The 12,505-nt window shown below is 42.9% G+C and carries 10 protein-coding genes; 5 read left to right on the forward strand and 5 right to left on the reverse strand.

The features are described from left to right. Positions 1–50 precede the first annotated feature (50 nt). Positions 51–1,298 (reverse strand): hypothetical protein, encoded by a 1,248-nt coding sequence (locus tag DBR43_RS11850; protein ID WP_124581084.1) that lies wholly within the window; start codon positions 1,296–1,298, stop codon positions 51–53. A gap of 142 nt (positions 1,299–1,440) precedes the next feature. On the opposite strand from DBR43_RS11850, the gene DBR43_RS11855 reads away from it, so the two are divergent. Further along, the gene (locus DBR43_RS11855) at positions 1,441–3,264 is read left to right on the forward strand and encodes a DNA polymerase III subunit gamma/tau (RefSeq protein ID WP_124581086.1); all 1,824 of its coding nucleotides are present in this window, start codon (positions 1,441–1,443) and stop codon (positions 3,262–3,264) included. Here DBR43_RS11855 and DBR43_RS11860 read toward each other — a convergent pair. Continuing rightward, complete coding sequence (locus tag DBR43_RS11860) at positions 3,261–3,665, reverse strand: hypothetical protein (protein WP_124581096.1); 405 nt, start codon at positions 3,663–3,665, stop codon at positions 3,261–3,263. The genes DBR43_RS11855 and DBR43_RS11860 overlap by 4 nt on opposite strands. Before the next feature lie 128 nt (positions 3,666–3,793). Between DBR43_RS11860 and DBR43_RS11865 the strand changes: the two genes are divergently transcribed. Beyond that, a complete protein-coding gene (locus tag DBR43_RS11865; RefSeq protein WP_124581098.1) occupies positions 3,794–5,029 on the forward strand; it encodes an isocitrate dehydrogenase (NADP(+)) in 1,236 nt (411 codons plus the stop codon). Positions 5,030–5,083: 54 nt separating this feature from the next. Here DBR43_RS11865 and DBR43_RS11870 read toward each other — a convergent pair whose 3' ends face one another. Then, on the reverse strand, positions 5,084–7,546 hold the full coding sequence (locus DBR43_RS11870; RefSeq protein ID WP_124581100.1) for a DUF5686 and carboxypeptidase regulatory-like domain-containing protein: 2,463 nt from the start codon (positions 7,544–7,546) through the stop codon (positions 5,084–5,086). A gap of 534 nt (positions 7,547–8,080) precedes the next feature. Between DBR43_RS11870 and DBR43_RS11875 the strand changes: the two genes are divergently transcribed. Next, positions 8,081–10,147, forward strand: coding sequence for a TonB-dependent receptor (locus DBR43_RS11875; RefSeq protein ID WP_124581102.1), 2,067 nt, complete (start codon positions 8,081–8,083; stop codon positions 10,145–10,147). Positions 10,148–10,196: 49 nt separating this feature from the next. Here DBR43_RS11875 and DBR43_RS11880 read toward each other — a convergent pair whose 3' ends face one another. Then, positions 10,197–10,538 (reverse strand): single-stranded DNA-binding protein, encoded by a 342-nt coding sequence (locus DBR43_RS11880; protein WP_124581104.1) that lies wholly within the window; start codon positions 10,536–10,538, stop codon positions 10,197–10,199. Positions 10,539–10,728: 190 nt separating this feature from the next. On the opposite strand from DBR43_RS11880, the gene DBR43_RS11885 reads away from it, so the two are divergent. Further along, on the forward strand, positions 10,729–11,097 hold the full coding sequence (locus tag DBR43_RS11885; RefSeq protein ID WP_124581106.1) for a hypothetical protein: 369 nt from the start codon (positions 10,729–10,731) through the stop codon (positions 11,095–11,097). Positions 11,098–11,112: 15 nt separating this feature from the next. Next, a complete protein-coding gene (locus DBR43_RS11890) occupies positions 11,113–11,853 on the forward strand; it encodes a ThuA domain-containing protein (protein ID WP_124581108.1) in 741 nt (246 codons plus the stop codon). Between the two features lie 4 nt (positions 11,854–11,857). Here the strand turns inward: DBR43_RS11890 and DBR43_RS11895 are convergent, their stop codons facing one another. Further along, positions 11,858–12,430 (reverse strand): HPP family protein, encoded by a 573-nt coding sequence (locus DBR43_RS11895; RefSeq protein WP_124581109.1) that lies wholly within the window; start codon positions 12,428–12,430, stop codon positions 11,858–11,860. Positions 12,431–12,505 lie beyond the last annotated feature (75 nt).

Genomic DNA, 12,505 nt, shown 5'->3' on the forward strand with positions numbered 1-12,505 from the left:
CAAAATGCGGGGCTGCAAATGTAGCAATAAAATATTAAAAATCAAATGATTTAGTGTTTACCAAACAGATAGTTAACGCCAAGTCTGAATTGTTGCTTATCTGCATTGAATAAGGCGTAGTTCGTAATGGCTGCAGGCATGCTATAACCAATAGAAAGTTCTATCTTTTTATTCAGGACCACTCCGGCAGATACCGGAAAGCTCGCATAGAAAGTCTCCAGGTCTAAGAGGTCATTGGGATCATTCGTCTTCACAGTTTCCACTCCTGTATAAAAATTCTTCGAATACCGGGTGGATTTCTGATTGCTGTAACGCGAGAAATTGAAACCAACACCACCGCCGATAAATACTTTAAAGTCGGCAGCATTATAGAGGTGATAGATCACCTGTGGATTGATCAGCACGCCTGCCTGGTCAAACGATAGTGAAACAGCAGGGCTGGAAATTTTATTTTTACCCGTCATTACGGCCAGTTCCACCCTAAATAACAGGCGGCGGATGGCAGGATTGGCAAAGAAGTCTATTCCCGTGGCAATTGTAGGGCCGAAAGAAAGTTTGGAACCCGCATCCGGTCCGGCCAGGACATGTGCCCCGCTAAAACCAATGGAACCTGCATTGATTCCTGCGCCGGCGAAAAACCTTGTTTTTGGAAATTTAGATTTCTCCAGCTGCTGGCCATTGATCAACTCCACGATCTTTAAGAGATCCTCACGTGTATAGTTTAAGCGGCCTAAGCGGCTTTCCAGCCTTTCCGTATATTTACCATGCTTTCTTAAAACCGCCATCAGCTGACGGGCATATTTGGCATTGGTAAGCACCACTCCAGACTCACCGGCTTTCATATAAAGCTGTCGGATCAGCTCCTGAGGTTCCTGTTCCCCTTTATCCAGGATGTAATACCTCCTTTTAACCTGATCTTCATAATTAAAGAAGCTCAGCTGCTGACCTTCCTGAATCACCTGAAGGAATACAGGTTCTCTTTTGGAACCCGTATCTACGATTTCAGTCAGTTTGGTCATGTCATCTGTGCCTAAACTGATGTTTACGACATGTCTTTGATAACTGACGATCTCATCGATACCAAAGCCGGCACAATCTTTAAGCGTATAGGTTTTTGGACTGGCATTCGCCTCCTGTTTGAAAACGATGGCAACAGGATTATTTTTATCTTCTCTATAATCAAGATATCCTTTTAAAGTATCTTTTGAATTGGTCAGTACATATCCTTTATGGAAATTGGATTGGGCAAAACCGAACATCGGCAAGGTCAAAATCAGACCGGCTAGAAAGCGCTTCATAAATTGAGTTTATATTTATGCGCAAATCTAAACTAAAATGTCAGTTTTGGAAAAGTATAAAAAGGTCCTGATTTCATTACCGTCATTTTATTTTCCCACAAATCTCTTCTGCTCCATAAAAAATTTATAATTTCGTTGCCGAATGGAGAATTTTATAGTATCAGCCCGTAAATACCGTCCGGCAACGTTTGAAACCGTTGTTGGTCAACACCACATTACGGGTACGTTAAAAAATGCCATTAAAAATAACCAGCTGGCCCAGGCATTCTTATTCTGTGGGCCAAGGGGTGTCGGTAAAACTACCTGTGCAAGGATTCTCGCAAAGACGATCAATTGTACCAGTTTAACCGCAGAACAGGAAGCTTGCGGAACCTGCGACTCCTGTGTTTCTTTTCAAACCGGCCATTCTTTCAATTTTCATGAATTAGATGCGGCATCGAACAACTCGGTTGATGACATCCGTAGTCTGATTGAGCAGGTTCGGATTCCGCCACAGGCCGGAAAATATAAGATCTATATCATTGATGAGGTGCACATGCTTTCGGCAAACGCATTTAATGCTTTTCTGAAAACACTGGAAGAACCACCTTCTTATGCCATATTTATATTAGCAACTACGGAAAAACACAAAATCCTGCCAACGATCCTATCGCGCTGTCAGATTTTCGACTTTAACCGGATTCAGGTAGATGACATTTCCAGTCACCTGAACAAGATTGCGATACGGGAAAACATCAATGTTGAGGCAGATGGGTTACACATCATCGCTCAGAAGGCAGACGGTGGATTGAGGGATGCCCTTTCCATGTTTGACCAGATTGTTAGTTATACCAATAAAAACTTAACCTATAAATCAGTAATCGATAACCTGAACATTCTGGATTATGATTACTATTTCAGGCTCACCCAATACCTGACCACCGCTGATGTCAGCAATGCCCTGATTTTATTTGATGAGGTGCTGAACAATGGTTTTGACGGGAACAACTTCATCAACGGACTGGCAAGTCACCTGAGAAACCTTCTCGTGGCCAAAGATCCGCAGACAACAAAGTTACTGGAGGTGAGTGAAAACATTAAGCAAAAATACATTAGTCAAAGTCAGCAGACGGCAGTTTCCTTTGTCCTCACTGCATTAAACCTTGCCAATCAGTGTGATCTGATTTATAAGAACAGCAAGAATCAGCGGCTCCAGGTGGAGCTGGCCCTGATCAAGATGTGCCACATTCCTTCGGTACTACAACTCGCCCAGCAGCCTAACCACACCTCCGCAACTGACCAAGATCAGATTAAAAAAAAAACTAATGTAAGTCCGGCGCCAGCTCAAAATCCGGCTCCGGTTGCTACTGCCTATAAATCAGCCGAAAAGGCTCCTGAGGTGGTAGAACCTGCTCCAAAAACCATTCCTGCACCTACGATAAGCGCTCCGGTAAAGTCGGTAACGAGCCCTGCTCCTACGGCAAAGATTGCATTAAATCAAAAGATCAACCTTAGTGGCAGCAATACCGCAAGCCTGATTCCTTCGTTAACAGACCTGAACCGAAGTTCAGCAGGGGAAGACAGCGATGAGCCTAAATACATCAGTGGTGACGACCGGGAAGTATTTACCCTGCCCCAGCTTTTAGTGCACTGGAATGAATATTCAGAAAATGCAAAAACTTCCGGGAAGATCAATATCTATACCTTAATGTCCGGAGCAGACCCACAGCTGGAGGGTACAGAAACCATCATTGTGAAGGTGGAACACAAACTTCAGGAAAGCCTGCTGCAGGAAGAAATGGTAGACCTGATGAATTTCTTAAGGCCAAGGCTGAAAAATTTCAGCGTTTCAATCCGGACCATACAAATGGCCCGTGAAGTGGTTAACAGATTGTATACCAGCACAGAGAAGTACCAGTACCTGGTAGAAAAAAACCCTAAGCTGGACGAGTTCCGCCGCAAGTTCAATCTGGACGTAAATCCTTAGAATCTCTTTCTGATGGCCGGGGAATCATTAATCGGGTAGCCCTCTTCATCCAGGTCCTCCCGTTCATCTTCTGCAGTTCTTCCCAGCAATTCATCTTCAGGGTTCAGTTCTACACTTTGTCCGTTATCGATGTGCATCCCTGCTTCTTCCAGATTTTCGCCAATTTGTTCCAGATCATTGTATTCACTTCCATTATAAGGATTGGCTTCATCATAAGTAGAAATGCTGTCCTCTCCATTTGGAGCGGAAGTATCATAAGGTAAAGGGTGATCGTACTCTTTTTCTGTGCCTTTTACATCAAACACAAAACTATTTTTATCCTTATCGTAAGACAGATTGTCAAAATCTTTGGTTTCGCCCAGATCGGTAGGATGAAGCTTATCTTTTTTTTCGATACTCATAATGGTAAGTTTATATCATCATAACGTTATAAAATCTTTAATTGTTTTTGGATATTGTCAGAAAATGAGGCTATAAACTCAAAATTTATATCTTTGTTTTTTCAACAATTAAAATTATATCCACTAATATGTCTGTACAAAAAATTAAAGTAACCCAACCCGTTGTAGAGTTAGATGGTGATGAAATGACCCGCATCATTTGGAAATTCATTAAAGATAAACTAATCCTTCCTTATCTGGAGCTTGACATCAAGTATTACGATTTAGGTGTAGAGTATCGTGATGAAACCAATGACCAGGTAACAATTGATGCAGCTGAGGCGATCAAGAAATATGGTGTAGGTATCAAATGCGCAACCATCACTCCTGATGAAGACCGTGTGAAGGAATTTAATTTGAAACAAATGTGGAAATCACCAAACGGAACCATCCGTAATATTTTAGATGGAACTGTTTTCCGTGAGCCGATTGTGATGAGCAATGTTCCACGTTTAGTACCAAACTGGACTGCCCCGATCTGTATCGGTCGTCATGCTTTTGGTGATCAATACCGTGCTACTGATCTAGTGACTAAAGGAAAAGGTAAATTAACCTTAACCTTCACTCCTGAAGATGGCAGCGAAGTTCAATCATTTGACGTGTATAACTTCAAAGGTGATGGCGTTGCATTGGCAATGTACAATACTGACGAAAGTATCCGCGGTTTCGCCAATGCATGTTTTAATCAGGCATTGAGCAAAAAATGGCCTTTATACCTATCTACAAAAAACACCATTCTTAAAAAATACGATGGACGTTTCAAAGACATCTTCCAGGAGATCTATGAGAACGACTTCAAAGAAAGATTTGATGCTGCAGGCATTACTTATGAGCACCGTTTGATCGATGACATGGTTGCTTCTGCATTAAAATGGAATGGTAACTTCGTTTGGGCTTGTAAAAACTATGACGGAGATGTTCAGTCTGATACGGTAGCTCAGGGATTTGGTTCATTAGGACTAATGACTTCTGTATTGATCACGCCAGATGGAAAAACAATGGAAGCGGAAGCGGCACATGGTACGGTTACCCGTCACTACCGTGACCACCAGGCTGGAAAACCAACATCTACGAACCCGATTGCTTCGATCTTCGCATGGACAAGAGGTTTAGAGTTCCGTGGTATTTTAGACAACAACCAGGAATTGGTTAAATTCTGTCAGGCTTTAGAGCAGGTTTGTATCGAAACTGTAGAAAGCGGAAAAATGACTAAAGATTTAGCCGTTTGTATCCATGGCAACAAAGTTGAGCATGGCAAACATTACTTATATACTGAAGAGTTCTTAGCTGCTATTGATGAGAACCTACAAGCAAAATTAGCTTAATCTTCTTTTTTAAGATAAAAAAAACCTGTTGGCTTTGCCAACAGGTTTTTTTTATTAAAACGCAGCTGAGATCCTGAAACCTGTACCGCTTCGATTGTTATAATTAAAGTTCTTCACGAAGTTCAATCTCAGACCAAATCGCTGAACACCTATATAGGCTTCTGTATAATTCTTAATCACATCAGAGCTCAGGTAATTCACACCAATCACTTCTTCCAGCTTCAATTTTTTAAACAAGGGGAGCTTACTTAAAAACAGCCCTCCGAAATTGTGTTCAAAATGGGCTTCCAGGAATTCCTTTCCGGTACTGAATTCATAAGGGCTCAGCATCAGGAAACCGTCTGTGAACTGGGTATAGACAAAAATATCACTTCCGGCAAAATGTTTAAAGTCCATGTAATACAGCTTGTTTCTGTTCAGGAACTTACCCGCAGCAACGCTATACCTGAAAGCACCAAGGATGCCCAGTTTTTTATTAGAGTCAAAAATGCGGGCCCCGACATAATCAAAATCTACATCCGAATTGAAGAGCCCCTTGATCCCTTTGCGATAGTCCAGCTGAAGCTTCGGATAAACAGAACCCTGTCTGATGTTAAAATCAGGACGTTCGATATAGGTTTGTGCAAAGGCGATATTTAAGGTTATCCCCATCGTAAGTGCCTTATGAGCCGTAAACGCATAATCATTACCGGAGGAAGGATATGGATTATTCGCTGTAAACTCCTTATCCGGGAAGCGGCTTGCTGTTCTGAATGAAGTATTGATTAAAGGGGTCCTGCTGGCATACTCCAGATTCCCTGAGAGGTATAATCCATTACTCAGCTCCCTTCCGGAAATCACATTTACAAAATCCTTCTTGTACAGTTTGAGAATATTCTCTTTAGAGAACAAGGTACTTATGGTATTAAACAGCGGGGGGATTGCCGAATAATTGCTGTTAAAGTCAGTATAAGCTGTTCCTCCGCTCAGTCCAACATAACCATTGTGTTTACGGTCATAAACATAGCCCAGACTGGCATTTGCTGTCAGCTTTTTATTTTCAAAACCATAACGGCCATTGAGCTTTGCAATCAGTACAGTACTGTCCTTCAATGTCTTTCTATAGGTCAGCCCGGGGCTGTATACCCAGCCTTCTACCGTATTATAATTGATGTTGAAAAGCGGCCCGCTGATTCTCCAGGATTCCTTTTCCCTGGAATTCTGATGTGCATAGCCCAAAGTCAACACTTTTAACAGCTTAAACTTATTTGCTTTTCTATCGATGGAGTCCTTGTATTTATCAGAGCTCTTCCACAATTTGATGCTGTCCTTTTTTACGTAATCCCTGCGTTCTTCCGGGGTTAACAACATCGGACGGACTCCTGCCCAGTAGGCCGAGTCTCTCTTATTGGCATCTGCATTTACTTTCAGTACCCTGTTGGTAAAGAATTTTGGCGGAAAATTGGGTTCTATGTTATAGTTGCTGAACACCCCGGTATAACTCCCCAGGAATTTGAAACTGAAAATCCCTCCGGCGTAGTCATACTGCTGACTGGCCAGCATCCATTTGCCATTTTTCACAGGAATAAACTGTTGTTTGATCTTAAGTGTGTCGATTCCTTCGATCATAGCATTGTTTGTTATCTCCAGGTCAGTACTGTGAATCCTCCAGCTGTCGTCAATGATATAGATATAACCGTTGAAGACCTGATCGTATTTCCGTCTGGAGATCACCTGGATTTTATTGATCCAGTCGTTGCCTTCCCTGAAAGTACCGATGAATTTATAACGATAAAACAACATCGCATTGTCGGCGATTGGAGAAACAAAACCCACACGGCTCAGGTCGCTGATCTCGACCGTATTTTTATAAAAGCTGATCAGAAAATCTGTGGCCTGGTTAAAGCTAAAACCATTGCTGTTCCCACTCACCTTTGAAGAAATCATTTCTTCATTGATTTTGTTGGGTTGCTGGAAGTTAAACTTAGAAACAGATTCCGACAGGTAAAGGATTCCTCTTTTACCGGAGTCCAGTCCCATATCTTTCAGCTCTCCCTGGACTTCCCTGCCCAGAAATTTCTTGGGTGCATTTTTGAGTTTAGTCACCCCTTTTATATAGGTATCACAGGAATACGCTTTTACTTCCGTTAAATGTTCTTTACGTTTTTTGATTGCATTTCTGATGATTTCATATGCCGGATCTTCGGCATTTGCCTTAATCAGAACATCTTTTAGCTGGTAGGCTTCTGCTTCCATTACTACAGACAAATCGGTATCCTTGCTGATCTCCAGCTCCCTGATCAGTTGTTTATAGCCCACTGCCCTGAACACCAGACTGTATTTTCCCTTTTCAAGTCTGAGCTGAAATTCCCCGTTGGTATTGGCTGATGTGCCTTTACTGGTCCCCTGAATATAAACACTTGTGAAGGGGAGTATACTCTTATCATGGTCGTAAGTAACACCTTTTAAGGTAAATTGCTGGGAAAAGGCCATGCCACCGGATAACAGGCACAGCAACAGGAAAAAGAGCTTCTTCATACATTTTATATTATGAAGTAAAGTTGAACTAATTTGTGAATACAATGACCTGCCAAAAGGTTAAAAAAAGTTAAAAACATCAATAAAATATTACACTAAAAAATAAAGATTTAAAAATAGTCCCCCCCTTTATTTTCCTGATCAGCTGAGGGTGCCCGGACCTGCTCTTCTTCAGCAAAAAGACTGCAGGCAGAAATGCACATTTTAGCCTCCATTTACAGCCGCTGCTTACCCGCCTTTAACACGCTTTCAAGCGGGCTTGCACCGAGTATAGACCGAGCTTAGACCGAGGTTAGACCCAGCTCAGGTAACACCTGGTATTTACCCGTTAGATCCTTGAATAAACCATCCCGGTTAAAGACTTAATTTGAGCCAGGCTATACACTTTAATTTGTTATTTGTACCACAACTATACATGGTATCCAGAGAGGGGCTTTCCGGGAGCTCAAAGCATTTGAATCAAAGCCAGAATCCCTGACAAAATAGCCAGTCAAAGACGCGTTTCTTTGGCCATAAATTTTAGCTTTGTTAAAGATGAAAACACTTTTAGGCACTTCGTTATTATTGCTTTCCTTTTCCGCATTTGCACAACAGCTACAGGACACTACAAAGCGGTTAAAAGAGGTTCAGATCCGGCCCTATTTTTCTACACAGCCACTCCTGAGGTCCACGGGTTCGATAGGCCTCCTCAATACCTCTTTACTGGAAAAACAACCAGGTGGATCTTTTGTCTCTGCCATGAATACCATCTCCGGACTGAGAATGGAAGAGCGTTCGCCGGGAAGTTATCGTTTATCCATAAGGGGAAGCTTACTGCGTTCTCCTTTTGGTGTCAGGAATGTAAAAATCTATTTTGACGATTTCCCCCTCACCGATGCCGGAGGAAACAGCTACCTCAATGCGCTTGAGGTTGCCGGAGCAAGTCAGATTCAGGTACTAAAAGGACCACAGGGAAGTATTTTCGGTGCAAATTCCGGCGGTGTGGTCCTGATTCAGCCTCAGGAAAGCAATACCGGCGATCCCTTAGCCAGCCTGAAGCTGGAAGCAGGTGCCTACGGCAGTTTCCGGCAGCAGCTAAGCCTCGGACAGCAATTCAACAAATACAGTCTGAACATTACCCAGGCTTATCAGCGCAGCGACGGATACCGGGACCATAGCGGGATGAACAAAAAGTATATTCAGGCCTTTCAAAAATATAACTATGCGAAAGACAGAAGCCTTAAAGCGCTGATCTTTTATTCTGATCTTCAGTACCAGACGCCGGGTGGATTAACAGAGGGACAATATCAGGACAACCCAAAAGGATCGAGACCTGCAGACGGCGCGCTCAAAAGCGCCATACAGCAAAATGCGGGAATCCTTAGCAAAACCGTGTTCGCTGGCATTTCCCATGACTGGCAGCTCAATCAGCAGCTGAAACATGTAGTTTCTGTTTTCTCTTCTTATACCGACTTCAAAAATCCGTTTATCACGAATTATGAGAAGAGGAAAGAGTTTACCCTCGGCCTCCGCTCGTATCTGGAATATCAGCGTCAAACGGAAATGCTCAATTACAAGTTCAACCTCGGACTGGAAAGCATGCAAACAGCTTCCGACATTAACAATTATGGCAATGACCTGGGTAAAGCCAGTGCATTGAAAGCAGGTGACAAACTGAAAGCCGCTTCCAATGTAGCTTTCGCACAGTTAACTGTTGATTTACAGAAAAAGTGGTTACTGGAATTATCGGCCAGTACGAACTGGTATCAGTATGCGTATAGCAGTACTTTCCCTGTTGAGACAAGCAGAAAGACCAACCGTTTTGACCTTCAGTTTATGCCAAGGGTTGCGCTTTCTTATTTAATCGCTCCCAGCTTATCCTTACGCAGTGCCATTAGCAAAGGGTACTCCCCACCTACCATTGCCGAGGTAAGGGCATCAGATAATGTCATCAATACCAACCTGCAACCAGAGTCCGGATGGAATTATGAAAGCGGAATCCGTTATCAGGATCCTAAGGGCAGAATTCAGGCCGATCTTACCGGTTTCTATTACCGGTTGCAGCAGGCCATCGTCAGGCGCCTGAATACAGGTGGCTCCGAATATTTCATCAATGCAGGAGGTACAAGGCAGTGGGGACTGGAAACTTCCCTCTCCGGCTGGCTGATTCCGGTTAATGCTTCAAAATTTATCCGGGGATTACAGCTGCGTAATGCTTATACCTTAAGTCAGTTCAGGTTTAGCAGTTACAGTGATAAAACCTCCGACTATTCGGGTAACAACCTAACCGGCGTTCCAAAACATATGCTGATTAGCAGTGCTGATCTCCAGTTTGCCGGCGCATGGTCTTTATTTGTCCAACACAATTACACCTCCAGCCTGCCACTCAACGATGCCAATACCGTATATGCGGAAAGGTATCATTTGATCCAGGCGAGGTTGAGCTGGAAATACCGGTCGGCAGGCAAGCTGCCACTGGAATTCTTTGCAGGAGCAGATAACCTGTTAAATGAAAAATACAGTCTTGGAAATGACCTCAATGCGGCTGGAGGAAGGTACTTTAATGCAGCAGCGGGAAGAAATTTTTATGCCGGATTAAGCCTTCAGTTCAAAAGGAAATAAACATTGCATTGTTGAGGTGCCCGGAACACCTCAACAATGCAATATGCGATCAGCCCTCAATTTTCTCTGCCACTTCCAGGTGGTTTACAAAAATCTCGGTTGTTAAACGCTGTTCTCCTTTTTTGTCGGTATAGCTTTGTACGTTCAGACTTCCTTCAATACTGAGCTCCGCTCCCTTTTTGATCAATTGTAAGGCAAGGTCTGCTTTCTTATTCCAAAAAACCAGATTGAACCATTGGGTCTGACAGACGGCTTCACCTGCACTATTTTTATAAAATTCATTAATTGCCAGGCTTACCCTGGCCAATTTTTTCTCATCGGAGAAGCTTACTACAATAGGATCTGTTCCTGCAAGGCCTGTTAAATACACGCTGTTTCTGAAATTTTTCATCTCTTTAAATGATTAGGTGATCTATGGTTTAACGAACAGCAACCACCCTGGCTGCCGACGATACAAACCTCTGGATTCCTCAAACATTCTTCTTTATTTTAAGCGCTTATAATCGGTTATAAACGCTTATAAACGTTTAACGGAGAAATTTTATTAACTTAAACTTCTTTTTAACCGAAATTCAGGAGAAATGGAAAGATATTGTTTAGATTGTGAATTGCCTTTGAAAGGCCGGGCAGATCAGAAATTCTGCAGTCAGCACTGCAGGAACAATTACAATAACGGGCACAAACACCCCGGGCAGGATACCCTGAAGGCCATTAATAAAATCCTCAGAAAAAACAGGGACATCCTGAAACGGCTAAATCCTGATGGAAAAATAAAGATCAGCAGGCAGCAACTGCTGGCCACCGGGTTCAGGCTCGACTATTTTACCCACCTGTATCAAAACAAAAAAGGAAACACCTATCATTTCTGCTACGAATACGGGTATCTTTCTTTGGAAAATGACGAATATTTACTCGTTACGGAATATAAAGGATTAATGATATCTTTATGATTTAAACCCATCAACATGCTTAAATCATACGCTTTTGTACTGCTGACATTTTCCATGATGCTCTCCTTTAACAGCAACAGTTTCGCGAAGAAAAAAAAGATTCTGATCTTTTCCAAAACTGCCGGATTTCACCATAGCTCGATTCCCGCCGGAATCATGGCCATCCAACGCCTGGCGATGGAAAACAAGTTTATTGCAGACAGCACTACCGACGCGACAAAAATAAACACCGCAAACCTTAAACAATATGCCGCAGTTGTATTTCTCAATACTACCGGAGACATCTTTAATGAGCAACAGGAAAAAGCATTTGAGCAATACATCCGATCAGGAGGAGGTTTTGTGGGTGTACATGCAGCCACGGATACCGAGTATGGCTGGCCCTGGTTTGGAAAACTTTCGGGTGCCTATTTTGTAAAACATCCGGCACAGCAGGTCGCGGAACTAAACGTCCTTAACCGCAATACCATTTCCACCAAACATTTGCCGGAGGTTTGGAAAAGAAAAGACGAATGGTACAACTTCAAAGACATCTCCCCCGATCTGAAAGTCCTCATCAGCATCAACGAAAACAGTTATACCGGAGGAAGCAACGGGGCAAACCACCCTATGGCCTGGTATCATGATTTTGAAGGCGGAAGGTCTTTCTATACCGGACTCGGGCATACAGAAGAATCTTATACTGATCCTCTTTTTTTACAGCACCTGCTTGGAGGGATTCAATATGCGATGGGTGTAAAGCGAATGGAACGCTAAAAAGTTAGTGGATTCTTCTTCGCTTAAAAATCGGTTTGGCCGGATATTTCCGGTGACGCATATTGTTGAACACCAGGGCAACAAGAAAAAGGATCATCACACCGGTAAATACCGGGGAAAAAACATAAAGGTATCCCATTGCTTTAATTTTTGCCCCTCCGGTTACTGCGATTAAAGCTGTAGCACCACCCGGTGGGTGCAAAGTCTTGGTGATCTGCATGGCTACAATTGACAATGAAACCGCCAATGCACCGGCAAACCAGAGTTCAGAAGGAAAAAGTTTCAGGATGGTTACGCCAATGATGGCAGAGATGACATGCCCCCCGATCAGGTTGCGGGGTTGGGCCAGAGGGCTGTTAATGATCCCGTAAATCAATACCGAAGAAGCGCCAAATGAGCCGATCAGGAATAAATTATCGTTGGCAACCAGGTACTGGCTGTTGAGTAAACCAATCAAACCAATTCCAACGAAGGAACCGATAAAGGTTAAAATATGCTCCTTTGCGTCAATTAAAGTCTCCCGGTACAGTACGTACCTTGCTCTGCGGTAATGTTTTCTAATGATCTTTCCTGGCATCCCAATCTATATTCGCCGCAAAAGTAACACAATATCTAGTGAAACACTAGTCTTTATCCGAATTTTACACTAAAC

The sequence above is a fragment of the Pedobacter sp. KBW06 genome (assembly GCF_003852525.1).
Classification (GTDB): domain Bacteria; phylum Bacteroidota; class Bacteroidia; order Sphingobacteriales; family Sphingobacteriaceae; genus Pedobacter.